Here is a 14,775-nt window from a genome sequence, read left to right on the forward strand (position 1 = left end):
CTCCTGCGATGGAATCTCCGAGGATCGAGCCCGATCGACCGGTGCACCTGGTCTCTAGCGCCACCGCCCGCCGCACGACGCAGGCCGACGCCCGCACAATGGCGATCGACCTCGCCCGCATGCTGCACGACGACAAGTGCGAGGCCGTGACGGTGCTGGACGTCGGCGGCACCAGCCCGGTCACCGACTTCGTGGTCATCGCCAGCGGCACCTCCGATCGCCAGATGAATGCCGTGCTCGACCACGCCATCGAGTTCGGCGACGAACGGGGGCTGCCGGCAACCCGCGAGCAGCGCGACGAGCGCTCGACCTGGCTTCTGGCCGACTTCGTCGACGTGGTGCTGCACCTCTTCGAACCCAACACCCGCGCCCACTACGACATCGAGGGGCTGTTCGCCGGTGCCGAGGAAGTAACCTGGGCCCGCCCCGACCAGGTCGATCGCAATCGGGCCGGGCTGAGGCCCGACGAGCGGTAGCCCATGCCGCCCCGCCGCGTCGAGGTCGCCACGCCGCAGGCCCGCTACGACGTGCTGATCGGCCACGGTCTTCTGGACGAGTTGGGCACGCTCGCGCACGAGCGCCTCGGGCCGCTGCGGGCCGCGTGCGTCTTCGAGGATCTCGGCGTACCGGCCGGGCTCCGCGATGCGGCGGCGGAGTCGCTCGGTGGCGCGGCGGTCGGCCGCTACGACTTCGCGCTCGATGAGCGATCCAAGTCGATCGAGACCTGGTCGGCGATGCTCGCGGCGCTGGCCGAGCGCCGCATCGAGCGCGCCGGCGACGCCGTCTTTGCCATCGGCGGCGGCATCCTGGGCGATGTCGCGGGCTTCGCGGCCGCCGCCTACCGCCGCGGCGTGCCGATCGTCCAGTGCCCCACCACGCTGCTGGCGATGGTCGACGCCTCGGTGGGCGGCAAGACGGGCGTCAACCTGCGGCACGCAACCGACGGCGGCGAGACGCTGCTCAAGAACTTCGTAGGCGCCTTCCACCAGCCCGCGCTCGTCGTTGCCGACGTCGATGCGCTGCGATCGCTCGGCGACCGCGACCTCGCCTGCGGCCTGGCCGAGTGCATCAAGCACACGCTGATCGCCCCGGCAACGGACGGCCCGGCCTCGCTCGGGTGGCTGCTGGATCACGCCGACGAGATCCGCGGCCGCTCGCCCGCGGTGCTCGCCGACCTGGTGTCCGCCCACGTGTCGATCAAGGCCCGCGTCGTCGCCGGCGACGAGCGGGAGCGGGCCACGGGCAACGAGCCGGGCCGCCGGGCGCTCAACTTAGGTCATACGTTCGCCCACGCCATCGAAGCCCTGGACGCGGTCCGCGTCGACGGCGACGGCGGCCGGGACCACCCCCGCCACGGCGAGGCCGTGGGCCTGGGCCTGATCGCCGCCACCCGACTGGCAGAGATCCTGGACGCCGCACCTCCGCAGCGCCGCGAGGAAGTCGAACACGCACTACGGTCGGTGGGCCTGCCGACGAGGCTCGCGGAGGCACCGTCGGCGGACGCCCTCATCGACGCCATGCACCAAGATAAGAAGGCGGCCGGGGGCGTTCTTAGGCTGGTGGTGCCCACGGCTGGCGGCGTGCGGATCGCCGACGCACCGCCAGCCGACGCCCTCGAGCGGGCCTGGGCTGCGGTTATCCCGTAGGTGTTGCAACAGCGAATCGTTGCCCATCTTCGCATATTGGAGAGATTTTCGGGTCCTGCCCGATATCGCCTTCGGAGCGAGGAGAAGGAGCGTGCGCCGGCGTTGTTACGCCGGTGGGTTTCCGAGCCGCTGGCCGCAGCGGGCAGGAGCCGGGGCATGCGCACGATCGCCATCGTCAACCAGAAGGGTGGTTGCGGCAAGACCACCACCGCCATCAGCTTGGCGGGCGCCCTGGCGGCCCGGGGCCGCCGCGTGCTGCTGGTCGACATGGATCCCCAGTCGCACTGCGCCACGGGCCTGGCGATCCCCGAGGCTCGCATCGAGCAGGACGTCGGCGACGCGATGCTCGCCGACGACCCCGTCCGCCTCGACCGCAACCGCCTGATCTGGCGAGTTAGCCGCAACCTCGACCTGCTGCCCAGCCGGATGCGGCTGGCCGGCCTCGAGGCCAGCCGCGGCGGGCTCGCCGCCCTACCCGACAAGGACAAGCGGCTGGCACGGGTGCTGGCGGCTCTTTCGGGCTACGACGACACCATCATCGACTGCTCGCCGTCCATCGGCTTGCTGACCTACAACGCGCTGTGCGCCGCGGGCGAGGTGCTGATCCCCGTCGAGACCAGCTATTTCGCCCAGCAGGGCGCCGCCAAGCAGGTAGCCACGCTGCACGCCATCGCCCGCCGCATGGACCGCAAGCCGGCCCACTGGATCCTGCCGACCATGTTCGACGGCGACGCGGCGCTGCCCCGCGAGCTTCTCAGCCAGCTCCGCTCGAGCTTCGGCGCTGAGGTCTGCCCCGTCGTCATCCGTCGGGACGACAAGGTCCGCGAGGCGGCGACCTTCGGCCGGCCAGTGGGCGAATACGCACCCGAGGCCCCCAGCGCACGGGACTACGCCGACCTGGCCGAATGGGTCCTAGGCGATCGGCAGGCCCCGCCCCTAGCCGAGCCCGAGGCTCCGGAGATCCAGGTCGCACGCGTGCCTGCACCTCATCGATCGCCCGGATCGCACGTGCCGGTGCCCGAACCAGTGGCGGCCGGAGTTCCTGCGCCGCTCGCGGCCCCACCGCCGCAGGCCGGGGTTGCGCAGGTCACCCAGCCCGCCGCCGGCACGTCGGCCGCCGAGGTCGCCCGGCGTGCCGTGCAGTGGATGGAGAGGACCGACCAAGCCAGCGAGCGGACCACCGAGCACAACGGCGAGCCAATCCAGCGGCGCGAGCCCTTGGCCGATGTCGCTGCCAACTCGGCCGGCGACCCCACCACCGAACTCGAGCGTCTGCTTCTCGAACGCGTGGGCCAGGAGAGCTTCGGCGTGCACGCGAGCGACGGGGCCGCCTGGGTGGTGCAGCCGCTGACTCTGGGCCGCTCGATCAGCGTGGCGGGCGAGTTCAACCGCTGGTCGCCCGTGGCCCATCCGCTTCGGGCCATCGAGCGGCTGGGCGTCCACGCCGCCCGCATCGCCCTCCCACCCGGGCGGCACGCGTACCGGCTCATCGTCGATGGCCTGTGGACCGCCGACCCGTTCAACCCCAACGCCGTAACCAACCCGTTCGGCGAGCCCAACAGCATCATCGAGATCGCCGGCCCAGACGGGACCGGCCGCACGCATCCCACGTCGGCCGCGTAACGCCGACCGCCCGGAGGATCCGGGTCGCACGCGACGGAGCGCAACCCATGCCCACCGACCTGCGGACCACCGACCAGCGCCCGCGGATCCGTCCCAGCATCCGGCCACCCGCGGCGGCGGACGCGCACGATGACGTCTCGGACGAGCTCGCGAGCCTGTTCCTCGGCGAGCACGACGCCGCGACGCATGATCACCACGAAGACGACGGGGCGCCCGACGATGCCGACGCCGCGATCGAGCTGCTGGTCCTGGGCAACCTGCCGGTATTCGCCGGCGCATGGGCCAGCCAGTACGCCCGCGAGCGCTCGGTCGCATCCAATCGACCAATAGCATTGCTCTCGCTCGACGACGACGAGGGGCGGCTCGATCTCTTCGGCCTGGACGCCGACGCCTCGAACGAGCCGCTGCGGTCGCACGCAGCGCTGCCCGACGCCCTCCGCGATGCGCGGCGCCGCGGCGCCAGCCTCGTCGTCCGCCTGCCCGCGTCGGAGGCCTCCTGGCTCGCCGCCGAGCGGGCCTCGGCGTCCGTGACCGTGCTCACCGGCGCCGACGATCCGGCCATCGTCGGCGCCTACCGCACCCTCAAGGCCATCTCGCAGGATCTCGAATCCGGGGATGGGCCGGCGATGCGGACGGTCATCGCGGGGTCCGAGGACGCCGACGCCGGCCGCGCGGGCGAGAAGCTCCGCGCCGCGGCGATGCGCTTCCTAGGCCTGGAGGTCGAGGTCGGCGCTCCGCTGCAACGCATCGACGCCGGACGCTCCGCCGAACTCTACTGCGGGCCCAAGCCCGAGTGGGCCGACGTGCTCGACGTCATCGAGGCCTTCCGCGAGATCCCCGAGATCACCCGGCCGCCAGTTCCCCCGGCCAACACAGAGGCAGCCGACCATGACACGCCCGAGCCAGCGGCTGTCGTGGCGGAGGAATGTGAGTCGATGAACGGTCGCGCTCGTCCGATCCGGACGGGCGATGCGGCGTCGCTCGCGGCCGCGCTGGACCTTGAGGCCATCGACATCGACTGTCCTTACGCCCGATCGGTGGTGCTCGCCGTCGACGCCCGGGGCACGATCCACGCCGTCGGCCGGGCGGACGATGCCGAGGACGCGGCGTCGGCGATCCGCGACCTCGTCATCGCGTCCAGCTGGCTGCGGGACCACACCGAGCTGGTCGCGTGCGCCATCGGCCGGCCGCTGCAGCCCAAGCCGTGCGAGCGGCACGTCGTGCTCCGCGATGCCCGCGGAGCGCTCGCGCTCGCACAGGGCGAGCTGCGAGTCCACGCGGCCATATTCCGCGACGCCACGTGCGTCGGCGTGTGCGCACTGAACTAGATCGAGCCCGCCACGATCGGCTCAGGCGGTCTTCTTCGACTCGACGCGGAGGTCGTCGAGCGACGGCGCGCCCTGCAGGTCGTCGATGTCGATGACGTACTTGGCGCCCTCGTGCTCGTGCTCCGGCAGCTCGTAGAGCAGGTTGAGCATGATGTCTTCCATCACGCCGCGAAGAGCGCGAGCGCCCGTCTCCCGCTTGAGGGCCCGCCGCGCGATCTCCTCGAGGGCAGTGTCGGTAAACTCGAGCTTCGCGCCCTCGAGATCGAAGAAGTGCTGGTACTGCCGCACCAGCGCGTTCTTGGGCTGGGTGAGCACCGTCATCATCGCCTCGAGGTTGAGCGGCGACAGCGGCGAGAGGATCGGCAGCCGGCCGACCAGTTCGGGGATCATGCCGTAGTCGATGACGTCCTCGGTGGTCACCTGCGCCAGCAGTTCGCCGCTGCGCTCGCCGACGGCGCTCGCATCGCGGGCGTTGTTGAAGCCGATGCGGCTGCGGCCCACGCGGCGGCGGATGATGTCCTCCAGCCCCATGAACGAGCCGCCGCAGATGAACAGGATGTTCCGGGTATCGACCTGGATGTACTGCTGCTCTGGGTGCTTGCGGCCGCCCTGCGGCGGCACGTTGGCAACGGTGCCCTCGAGCATCTTGAGCAGGCTCTGCTGCACGCCCTCGCCCGACACGTCCCGCGTGATCGACACGTTCTGGCTAGTCTTGCCGATCTTGTCGATCTCGTCGATGTAGATGATGCCCCGCTGGGCGGCATCCAGATCGAAATCGGCGGCCTGCAGCAGCTTCAGCAGCAGGTTCTCGACGTCCTCGCCGACATAGCCCGCCTCGGTGAGCGTGGTTGCGTCGCCGATGGCGAAGGGCACCTTGAGCATCCGCGCCAGCGTGCGGGCCAGCAGCGTCTTGCCGCTGCCCGTCGGGCCGATCAGCAGGATGTTGCTCTTGTCCAGCTCCACCGAGGTGTCGTCGCTCTCGACGTGCAGCAGCCGCTTGTAGTGCGTGTGCACCGCCACGGCGAGCGTCCGCTTGCCCTGATCCTGCCCGATGACGTACTGGTCGAGGAAGTCGGTGATCTCGCGGGGCGTGGGCACCTCGCCCAGGGCCGTACCCACCGCGCTGACCTTCCGCTTCTCCTGGCGGAAGATGTTGACGCACAGGTCGACGCACCGCTCGCAGATGTAGACCTGGTTGGGCCCCTCGACCATGGGCCCGACCTCGCGGCTGGACTTGCCGCAGAACGAGCAGGTGGTTACGCGGCGGCCGCGGAAGCCATCGCCCCCGCCGCCCTCGCCTTGGGTCTTGGGCGTGGGGACGTCGGTGTCGTCTCTCGTGTTCTTCGCCATGGTCTTCCCGCTCCGCCCCGCGCACGACCCGCGCGTCGGGACTGTATCGACGCATTCTCCCGCCGGCTGGACCCAAAACCGGCCCTGCCGAGCCACGAGCTGTACCCAAACTTCTCCAGTACATGGACCGCGCCGGTGTACGCTGGACGCGAGCCGGCGGCATGCTTCGCACGCCTAGTCGGGCCTCGCTGCCTCGCCGCGCACCTTGGCGATCATCGCCCTGCGGACCTGTTCGTATTCCTCGGCGGAGAGTTCGCCCCGGTCGACCATCGCCCGCATCTCCTCCATGGAGCCTAGCGGTGCGGCGTCCTCGGACTCGCGGCCCAGCAGCTTGCGCCGTGCCAGGGGCAGCACGACGGCCAGCACCAGAACCGCCAGGATGAGGATGCCCACCCACGCCAGCACGTCGACCGTGCTCGATCCCGTCCCACCGCCCGCCTGCGCGAGCGGCACGCCGCCGAGCCTGCCCATCGACCACGCCATGGGTATCACCATCGGGATCACCCGCCCGACGCGATATGGGACCGTATCGGCTGGATGAGCCGGGGCATGACGGCCGTATCCAGGATCCGCTCCCCGTTGCTCGCCAGGTCCGCCAGCTCGAGCTTGGGGGTGGCTATGTCCTCGACGGGCCCGTGCCGCCGCACCGTAAGGTACACGCTGATCGGCTCGCGGTCGCCCATGCGGTCCGGGTTGGACGGCCGCGTCTTGCACTCGAAGTAGGCCTCGGACCGCCGCGGCAGCCCGTTGCCCGTGAGCTTGACGCCGATCACCGGCTGCGTGTCGATGGGCGACCAGCCGGCCTCCTCGATGAGGTCCCCCAGGGGCGAACCGCGTAGGACGGCATCAAAGACGATCTGGTCGTGGTCGCCCTGGGCATCGATGTCGAAGCCGAACAGCAGCTCGTAGTAGTCGATGTCGAGGTTCGACAGGCCGAGGTAGGCCGGCGCGAACTCGAGCACGTCGCGGTGCAGGGCGTACGCATCGGCGAAGCTCGCGGGATTGACCACGCCCGCGCGGACGCAATCGCCCCGCACGGCGGCCCAGAGCTGCTGGGCGGTCCGGGGGCCGGCCTCGATCGAGAGCTCGTCGTGCGAGTAGCGAAAGTTCTCGAGCGCCGGGAAGCGCTTCTGGAGGACGCCGAAGAAGCCCATCGCTTCCTGGCGGCCGGTCTCGAGCTCGACCTTGAAGGCGAGCTTGAGGTTGACGTACATGTCCGAGCAGAGCGCCCGATAGCTGTCGATTGCCACGTGCCGCCGCCTCTTGCCGGCGTGCGCCGGCCGCACTCGCCCCCCGCCGCACCCGGGGAGGCGGCGGAGGCTTGGGTCATCGGATGATCTCGAAACTCCGCTCGCCCTCGCGGTGTTCCGCGGCCTCGCGTTGCGAGGCCGAGATACTGCCACGCATGGCACGCTCGACGCCGGCGAGGAAATCCTCGACTGAGGCGTCGTCGCCCTGGGCCTCCATCGCAACGGTGCCGTCGGGCTCGTTGCGCACCCAGCCGGTGATGGGCCGGCCTTCCGCCAGCTGCCGCACGGTGGCGCGGAAGCCGACGCCCTGCACCCGTCCGGAGTATCGAACCGAGACCCGCTGCGCCATCGCGGAGAGAGTATCCAGCGCGGCGGCAGTCGGGCCACCCATCCCGCTGCATTTCCCGCGGGCATACCGTCGAACGCCGCGTTGCCGGTGCGCACGCCGAATCGAAAACGGAGGACCCCCACGGATGGGCGATCGGGCGGACATCGAGCGGGTGCTGTCGGCCACCGACATCGTCCGCGTCGTGCGCGAGCGCGTGGATCTCAAGGAGAAGGGCCGCGAGTGGGTCGGGCTGTGCCCCTTCCACGACGATCGCTCGCCGTCTATGTACGTCTCGCCAGCCAAGCAGATCTTCAAGTGCTTCGCGTGCGGTGAGGGCGGCGACGTGCTGGCCTTCGTGCAGAAGTACGACGGCGTCGACTTCCCCCAGGCGCTGCGGCACCTGGCCGAGGTCGCCGGCATCGAACTGAGCAACCGCCCTCGGGAGGCCTCCGAGAGCACCCGCACCGAGCGGGCCGCGGTCCTGGAGGCCAACGCCTTCGCCCAGCGGTACTTCCGGGAGACCCTCGCCGACCCGGCGCGGGGCCGAACGGCCAGGGCGATGATCGAGCGACGGGGCATCTCGCCCGAGATGCAGGAGGCCTTCGGGCTCGGCGCCGCCGTCGACGCCTGGGACGGACTGGCGAACGCGGTCGCGCGGGCCCGCGCCCCCATGGAGGCCTTTGTGCAGGCCGAGCTGCTGCACCCCCGCAAGACCGGGCAGGGGCACTACGACGTCTTCCGCGATCGGCTGATGTTCCCCATCGCCGACCAGGGCGGGCGGGTGATCGCCTTCGGCGGCCGCACGCTGGGCGACGATCCCGAAACCGCGAAGTACTACAACAGCCCCGCGACGAGCGTGTTCGCCAAGTCGAAGGTGCTGTACGGCCTGCGGCAGGCGACACCGGCGATCCGCCGCGAGGGCTTCTGCATCGTCACCGAGGGCTACACCGACACGATCGCCTGCCACCAGGCGGGCTTCGCGAACACCGTCGCCACGCTCGGTACCGCCTTCACCGCCGACCACGCCCGGCTGCTCCGACGGCTGTGCTCCCGGGTCCTCCTGCTATTCGACGGCGACGCGGCGGGGCTGAACGCGGCGGACAAGGCCGTTGGGGTGCTGTTCGCCGAACCACTGGACGTGCAGATCGCCGTGCTGGGCGGCGACGCGGGCGCCAAGGACCCCGATGAGCTGCTCCGACGGCAGGACGGGGCCGAGCGCTTCCGCGGCCTGCTGGGTGCCGCCCGCGACGTGCTGGCGTTCCGCTTCGATCGGCTCCGCGGACGGCTGGAGGGCCGCGGCCGGGCGGCGACTCTGGAGGCCATCGAGGAGGACGTGCGGTGGCTGGCCGAGCACGGCATCGCTGACCTGGAGCCCGCGCGGCAGGACCACCTCTTCGCGCAGCTCGCCAGCGTCAGCGGCCTGGACCAGCACCGCCTAAGGACCCTCGCCGCGGGCACGAGGCGGCGCGCGCCGGCCGAGCGGACCGACGCGCCCGCGGCGGAGCGCCCCCCGCTGCGGCCCGCCGATCGCCTGCTGGGCCTGCTGCTGGGCGAACCCACGCTGTGGGCGGGCCTGGCCGAGGACGACATCGTGCTGCTCCGCGATGCCGTGCAGGGCGGGGCGAGCGAGCCGGTGGCCCGCGTGCTCGACGAGCTGATCTCGGAGGGCGAGGAACCGACCCTGCCCATCTTGCGCACCTTGCTCGACGAAGCGTCCCTGCAGTGGGCCGCGTCGCTCATCGCCGAGGCGGAGCACGCCTCCGCGGGCGATACTCACGAGAAATCCGTCTCACGAACCGAACGCATCCGCGGCCTGCTGCGGCAGATCGGCCGGGAGGTCGGCACGCAGCAGGCGGACCCGCTGGACCGGGTCCGGGCGGCCCGAGAGCACATCGCACGATTCCAGGCCGATCCGGCCAGGATCGCCCGTCCGTAATCCGAGCGGCGGGTAAAGTACTGCGGCGCAGCCGTTGGCGGGGCAGCATCGCCACCGCTCGCGGCCGCACCGAGCGCACCACGCGAGCGAGGACCGTGGTCGGGATGATCCCACTGCCCCAAGCCGTCACGCACTTGCTCGACGTGGCCTCGCGGCGGCGATGGCTGAGCTATGAGGAAATCAGCGAGACGCTGCCGGATGAGTGCATCACGGCGGACGGCCTGCACCAACTGCTCGCCGAGGCCGACGAGCGCGGCATCGAGCTCATCGACGAGCCGACGTACCGGGCCCGCAAGCGACAGCTCGCAACAGATTGCGATGCAGACGACACGGAGGCAACGCCGCGGGCCATGAGCGTCGCCGGCGCCGGCCGGGTCAACGACCAGCTCGCCACGCAGCTCAACGCCGACGACGCGTTCGCCATCGAACACCCCGACACCGAGGATGACGCGGCCGGACCGGTCGTGCCGAGCGATCGCGGCGTGGACGATCCCATCCGCAGCTACCTGGCGCAGATGGGCTCGATCCCGCTGCTCGACCGCGACGAGGAATTGCGGCTCGCCAAGAAGATCGAGACCACGCGGATCATCTTCCGCCGGCGCTGCCTGCAGAGCGACTACGTGGCCTCGCTGGCGGTCGACATGCTCCGCCAGGTGCTGTCCAAGGACCTGCCCTTCGATCGCACGCTCCGCGTGTCGACGGCGACGCCCGAGACCAAGGAGCACCTCTCGCGGCTGCTGCCCGAGCTGCTGCCTTCCATCGAGGCCATGCTCGAGCGCAACCGCGCGCAGTGGACCGAGGCCGAGCGGCTGCGCCGCGAGGGACGCGCGAGCGACGGCAGGCTGACGCCCGAGGCGGTCGCCGAACTCGCGGGTATCGAGCGGTCGCTGCGGGCGCGGCGGCGTCGGATCGCGGCGCTCATCGAGGAGCTAGAGCTGCGGACCAGCCGCCTCGTGCCCGGGCTGCGGAAGCTGCGGGCCATCTCCGCGCGGATGCGCAACCTCGAGGCGCAGCTCGCGCGGCCCGGCGCGGACGCCGATGCCCCGCCGGGCGAACGCAACGGCGATGTCCACGACGAGGACGATCGCCTGGTGATGCTCGACGAGCTAGAGGGGCTGCGGTCGCTGGTGCTCGAGACGCCCGACGCCCTGGCGCAGCGGGTCAGCGACCTCAACTGCGTGTTCTGGGAGTACGAGCAGGCCAAGCGGGACCTCTCGGGCGGCAACCTGCGGCTGGTCGTCTCGATCGCCAAGAAGTACCGCAACCGCGGGCTGAGCTTCCTGGACGTCATCCAGGAGGGCAACACGGGGTTGCTGCGGGCCGTCGACAAGTACGAGTACAAGCGGGGCTACAAGTTCAGCACCTACGCGACGTGGTGGATCCGCCAGGCCATCACCCGCGCGCTGGCGGACCACGCGCGGACCATCCGCCTGCCGGTGCACATGATCGAGCTGATGCACCGCATCCACTCGGTGCAGCGGCAGTTCCTGCAGCAGCACGGTCACGAGCCGACGGACGAGCAGGTGGCCGACATCGCCGGGTGCAAGCCCAAGGACGTCCGCCGCGTGATGGACGTGGCCCGCGGGCCGGCATCGCTCGATCGCGGCATGGGTGAGGATGAGGACAACGCGATGGCGGACCTGCTCGAGGACGCCCGCAACAGCGCACCCGACAACGGCGTCGCCCAGGAGATGCTCCGCGAGAAGCTCGAGCAGGTGCTACGAACCCTCAGCTACCGCGAGCGGGAGATCATCAAGCTCCGCTACGGCATCGGCGACGGCTACACCTACACGCTCGAGGAGGTCGGCCGCATCTTCAAGGTCACCCGCGAGCGGGTGCGACAGGTCGAGGCCAAGGCGCTCCGCAAGCTCCAGCATCCGATCCGGACGCGGCGGCTTGAAGGTTTCGTCGACGGCTAGCGAACAAGCAACTCGTCGTAGATCGAGCGGACCTCGCCGACGTGCCCCGGGTAGCTCTGCAGGTGCGGCGAGAGGCGGTGGATCCGCTCGGGGCTGGGGATCGCTACGTCGCCGCGCACGATCGAGGCGATGCAGCCCGCGAGCGCCCCGGCGTCGCCCGACGGAAACAGCAGGCCGTTGGTCGCCTCGCCATCCCGCTCGATCCACTCGGGCGGCCCGCCGAGCCGCGAGGTGATCACCATCTTGCCGGCGTGCAGGTGCTCGAGCAGCACCAGCGGCGAGTTCTCCATCCAGATGTGCGGGAGCACGCCGACGTCGTACTCCCCCACCGACGCGACCCGCTGCAGCAGATCGAATCCGCCGGCGAACTGGACCTGCGGGTAGCGGCTGAGCCGCTTTCGGAAGGGCCAGTCCCAGCCCGATGCGCGGATGAGGAACTGGCAGCGGCGGCGGACCTCGGCCGGGAGCGCCCCGATCGCATCCACGAGCACCCGCAGGCCCTTGTTGGGCCGCGTCGTGCCGAAGAAGCCCAGGCGGAGCGGCCGGTGGTCGTTGGGAGTCCAGGGCGAGCAGCGGTAGCCCGGCGCCGCCATCGCGGCGCGGTGCATGCGATCGAAGTGCGGCTGGCCCAGCCGGACGACGCGGAGCCGGGCCTCGTCGAGGCCCATCGAGACGTGGACCGTGCCGAGGAAGGCGCTCGGCGGCGTCACGAGGCTCGCGGCGTTGAGGGCCGCGATGCCGTCCTCGCGTCGGCGGCCGTACTCGTTGAGCACGCGCAGGTGGACGTCGGCGTTGGCGAGCACCCGCTCGTTGGTGTCGCCGGGCAGCACGGGTGGCGGCGGTCCGATCGCGCCGTCGCGGAGTTCGAGTCCGTAGCCGCCCTCGGCGTGGGCGTCGTTCGGGTCGTAGCCCAGCATCCGCTGCTCGTCGATGGGGGCGTCTTCCTCCCCCTTGCGGTCGGCGACTGCCCGCGCCATGCCGCCCAGCGCGCTGCGGGCGCTGCCGGCCAGGCGTTCGCCGGTGACCCGTTCGATCGACTGGCCGACGCGGCGCTTGAGCCGCCTCACCGCCGGGTTGGGCGCATCGAGGCATTCGGCGCACCGCCGGCCGCCCTCGAAGTCCAGGCAGACCTCGCGCTCGCGGTGCAGCAGATCGACCTGCGGGCACGCGAACCAGTAGTTGTGCGTGGTGACGACGACGCGGATGCCGGCGGCCTCGATCGCGGGGATGAGGTCGAGGCTGAGGCCCTCGAGCGAGTGGGCGTGCACGATGCGCGCCCCGATGCGGCTGAGCCAGCGGAGCACGAGCCGCGTCGTGGCGGGGCAGGATCGCTCCCTGGACACGTTGCGGAGGTTGAGGGCCGACGGCGCCAGGTTGGGACTGTTGACCAACTCCCAGCACTCGATGCCGCGCCACGGCTCGGTCCTGCGGATGCGCGGGCCGGGCCGCAGGTCGTAGCGGAGCCCCGAGCCAAGATAGTGCACCACGACGCCCGTCTCGGCCAGGCCGGCGGCCAGCTCCGAGGCGCTGAGGTTGTAGCCCGAGCCCTCCTCGGCCTGCATGCGGAGCCGCGCCCAACCGAGGAACGCGACCGTCGGCTGGTGGGGCGAGGCGGCATCGGACATGGCGGCGACTCTACGCCACGGCGCCCGGGGCGGCCTCAGCCGAAGGGCGGCGGCGGGACCTGCCGGGGCGAGCGGGCGACGAACCAGAGCGACGCCGCGAGCGTGCCCAGCCAGCGGAGCCACAAGCCGGCGCGGGCGGCGAGGGTGTCCCGTTCGGCCTGGACGACCGAGACATCGCGGCCGTCGGCGTGCAGCGTCCAGGGGCAGCGGAGCAGCGGCACGTCGTTGGTCTGGTTGAAGACGACGCAGGCCGCCGGCGGGGATCGCAGAAGCCGCCACTGGCGACGCAGCCGCGAGCGCGTCGTGGCGGCGTATATGAGCCGCTCGGGCCGCGCCTCGGCACGCACCGCCGTGCCAGCGGCGGGATCCTCCGCATCGTTGCGGACCATGAAGATCCACCGGGGCTGGTCGGCGGGGCGGTCCTCGGCGATCAGCCGCTCCGTCGCGTGGGTGACCAATCGCTCGGCGAGGCGGACCTGCTCGCCCGTCATGCACAGCGCGAGGACGGTCGCATTGGACCGCAACGCGGACGCGCGATCGAGGGCGGCCAGCACCGGCTCGCGGTCGGGCTCCAGGCCGTCGAGCTTGCCGCCGCGATTGGTGGCAATGTCGGCGGCGGTGCGTCGGATGATCTCGGCGTGGAAGAGCCGCCGGCGGAACGAGGCCGCCAACGCGTCACACAGGATCGAGCCCATCCATCGCAACATCGACCGGCGCTGCGCGGCACCCGACAGGCCCTTGGCCATGGTCCACACGGCGTTGCGCTGCGAGTAGTACAGCCGCGTCGGCGTCAGCTTGTGGAACCATGGCGTGTGGTACACAACGGCGTCGAGATTGCATACCACGCGGTGGCCCGCGCGGCCGATGCGCAGGCACCAGTCGGCGTCGTCGCAGTAGATGAAGTAGCGGCTGTCCCAGTAGCCGACGGCGCTCGCGGCGCTCCAGCGGACCAGCATGCTGCACGCCGAGACGACGTCGACCTCCCGGACGCCCGCGAAGCGTCGGGTGCCGCGGGTGCCGCCGACCTCGCGGACCCACTCGTCGTGCGCGGTCGCGAGGCGATGCTCCGGCGGCGGCGTGTCGCTCATCAGGCCGCGCCGCTGGTCGTAGTAGATGGTCGTCTCGAAGGTGCTCTCACGATCGTGGATGTCGACCGCGCGCGAGCCCACGAGCACGGCCGCGGAGTCGGCGGCCGCAGTCCGGAGCAGGGAGGCGAGCGCACCATCGTCGGCCTCGGCGTCGTCGTCGAGCAGCCACACGTACTCGATGCCGGCCGGCTGCGGGGCGCCGTGCCCGTTGCGGGCTGCGGCGGCCGCGCGGAGCGCGGTCTCGAGGATCCGCTCGACCGCCAAGAACCCCGTGTTGAATCCGCCGGTGCCGCCGAGGTTCCGGTGGTTGCGCACGATGGTGGCCGACCCGAATCCAGCCGTGTTGGCAGCATCATGCTCCGTGGCGACGAAGGCCGGCGCGTCGGCGCGCGGCGTGTCGTTCGAGACGATCCGCTCGGGCCGCAGCCACGCTTCCAGCGCATCGCTCGTGCCGTCCGTCGACGCGTTGTCGACCACGACCAGGTGGAGGGCCGCGAGATCGACGCCCCGCTGGCGACGCACCGACTCGATGGAGCGGCGGACCTCGTCGGCCCGATTCCACGTGACGATCACGACCGCGATGTGCGGCGACGCGCCGGCGTGGCCGGACGACGAGGGCAACGCCCCGCGGGCGCGTTCGGGAGCCTGGGTGGTGTGGGCGGGTGGCGTCAAGGGTGGCTCG

Annotated in this window: 12 protein-coding genes; 6 read left to right on the forward strand and 6 right to left on the reverse strand. The window is 71.3% G+C overall.

The annotated features are described in order from the left end of the window. Window positions 1-8: 8 nt before the first annotated feature. The 4 genes from rsfS to AAFX79_05230 all read left to right on the forward strand — a co-directional run bounded on the left by rsfS (window position 9) and on the right by AAFX79_05230 (window position 4,597). Window positions 9-476: a ribosome silencing factor gene (rsfS, locus tag AAFX79_05215; GenBank protein ID MEO1007943.1), complete on the forward strand. Its 468-nt coding sequence runs from the start codon at window positions 9-11 to the stop codon at window positions 474-476. Between the two features lie 3 nt (window positions 477-479). Then, the gene (locus AAFX79_05220) at window positions 480-1,646 is read left to right on the forward strand and encodes a 3-dehydroquinate synthase family protein (GenBank protein MEO1007944.1); all 1,167 of its coding nucleotides are present in this window, start codon (window positions 480-482) and stop codon (window positions 1,644-1,646) included. 156 nt (window positions 1,647-1,802) lie between these two features. Further along, entirely contained in the window at window positions 1,803-3,269 is a 1,467-nt protein-coding gene (locus AAFX79_05225; protein ID MEO1007945.1) for an AAA family ATPase, read from the forward strand. A 47-nt stretch (window positions 3,270-3,316) separates the two neighbouring features. Beyond that, window positions 3,317-4,597, forward strand: a complete 1,281-nt coding sequence (locus tag AAFX79_05230) for a hypothetical protein (protein ID MEO1007946.1) — start codon at window positions 3,317-3,319, stop codon at window positions 4,595-4,597. A 21-nt stretch (window positions 4,598-4,618) separates the two neighbouring features. Here the strand turns inward: AAFX79_05230 and clpX are convergent, their stop codons facing one another. The 4 genes from clpX to AAFX79_05250 form a co-directional block, all read right to left on the reverse strand. After that, window positions 4,619-5,947, reverse strand: a complete 1,329-nt coding sequence (clpX, locus tag AAFX79_05235) for an ATP-dependent Clp protease ATP-binding subunit ClpX (GenBank protein MEO1007947.1) — start codon at window positions 5,945-5,947, stop codon at window positions 4,619-4,621. 174 nt (window positions 5,948-6,121) lie between these two features. Continuing rightward, window positions 6,122-6,430, reverse strand: coding sequence for a hypothetical protein (locus AAFX79_05240; protein MEO1007948.1), 309 nt, complete (start codon window positions 6,428-6,430; stop codon window positions 6,122-6,124). A 17-nt stretch (window positions 6,431-6,447) separates the two neighbouring features. Then, complete coding sequence (locus AAFX79_05245) at window positions 6,448-7,197, reverse strand: hypothetical protein (protein MEO1007949.1); 750 nt, start codon at window positions 7,195-7,197, stop codon at window positions 6,448-6,450. A 76-nt stretch (window positions 7,198-7,273) separates the two neighbouring features. Further along, window positions 7,274-7,546: an acylphosphatase gene (locus AAFX79_05250; GenBank protein ID MEO1007950.1), complete on the reverse strand. Its 273-nt coding sequence runs from the start codon at window positions 7,544-7,546 to the stop codon at window positions 7,274-7,276. A gap of 124 nt (window positions 7,547-7,670) precedes the next feature. On the opposite strand from AAFX79_05250, the gene dnaG reads away from it, so the two are divergent. Together dnaG and AAFX79_05260 are read left to right on the forward strand one after the other, a co-directional pair. Then, window positions 7,671-9,461 (forward strand): DNA primase, encoded by a 1,791-nt coding sequence (gene dnaG, locus AAFX79_05255; protein MEO1007951.1) that lies wholly within the window; start codon window positions 7,671-7,673, stop codon window positions 9,459-9,461. A 104-nt stretch (window positions 9,462-9,565) separates the two neighbouring features. Next, window positions 9,566-11,380: a sigma-70 family RNA polymerase sigma factor gene (locus AAFX79_05260; GenBank protein MEO1007952.1), complete on the forward strand. Its 1,815-nt coding sequence runs from the start codon at window positions 9,566-9,568 to the stop codon at window positions 11,378-11,380. Here AAFX79_05260 and AAFX79_05265 read toward each other — a convergent pair. Together AAFX79_05265 and AAFX79_05270 are read right to left on the reverse strand one after the other, a co-directional pair. Beyond that, a complete protein-coding gene (locus tag AAFX79_05265) occupies window positions 11,377-13,005 on the reverse strand; it encodes a glycosyltransferase (protein ID MEO1007953.1) in 1,629 nt (542 codons plus the stop codon). The genes AAFX79_05260 and AAFX79_05265 overlap by 4 nt on opposite strands. A gap of 35 nt (window positions 13,006-13,040) precedes the next feature. Next, the gene (locus tag AAFX79_05270) at window positions 13,041-14,765 is read right to left on the reverse strand and encodes a glycosyltransferase (GenBank protein MEO1007954.1); all 1,725 of its coding nucleotides are present in this window, start codon (window positions 14,763-14,765) and stop codon (window positions 13,041-13,043) included. Window positions 14,766-14,775: the final 10 nt, after the last annotated feature.

Source organism: Planctomycetota bacterium, assembly GCA_039819165.1.
In the GTDB taxonomy this organism is placed as follows: Bacteria; Planctomycetota; Phycisphaerae; order Phycisphaerales; family UBA1924; genus JAHCJI01.

Coding starts and splice junctions, on each gene's coding strand:
- rsfS (MEO1007943.1), top strand. CDS start 9: ATGGAATCTCCGAGGATCGAGCCCGATCGACCGGTGCACCTGGTCTCT.
- AAFX79_05220 (MEO1007944.1), top strand. CDS start 480: ATGCCGCCCCGCCGCGTCGAGGTCGCCACGCCGCAGGCCCGCTACGAC.
- AAFX79_05225 (MEO1007945.1), top strand. CDS start 1,803: ATGCGCACGATCGCCATCGTCAACCAGAAGGGTGGTTGCGGCAAGACC.
- AAFX79_05230 (MEO1007946.1), top strand. CDS start 3,317: ATGCCCACCGACCTGCGGACCACCGACCAGCGCCCGCGGATCCGTCCC.
- clpX (MEO1007947.1), bottom strand. CDS start 5,947: ATGGCGAAGAACACGAGAGACGACACCGACGTCCCCACGCCCAAGACC.
- AAFX79_05240 (MEO1007948.1), bottom strand. CDS start 6,430: ATGGCGTGGTCGATGGGCAGGCTCGGCGGCGTGCCGCTCGCGCAGGCG.
- AAFX79_05250 (MEO1007950.1), bottom strand. CDS start 7,546: ATGGCGCAGCGGGTCTCGGTTCGATACTCCGGACGGGTGCAGGGCGTC.
- dnaG (MEO1007951.1), top strand. CDS start 7,671: ATGGGCGATCGGGCGGACATCGAGCGGGTGCTGTCGGCCACCGACATC.
- AAFX79_05260 (MEO1007952.1), top strand. CDS start 9,566: ATGATCCCACTGCCCCAAGCCGTCACGCACTTGCTCGACGTGGCCTCG.
- AAFX79_05265 (MEO1007953.1), bottom strand. CDS start 13,005: ATGTCCGATGCCGCCTCGCCCCACCAGCCGACGGTCGCGTTCCTCGGT.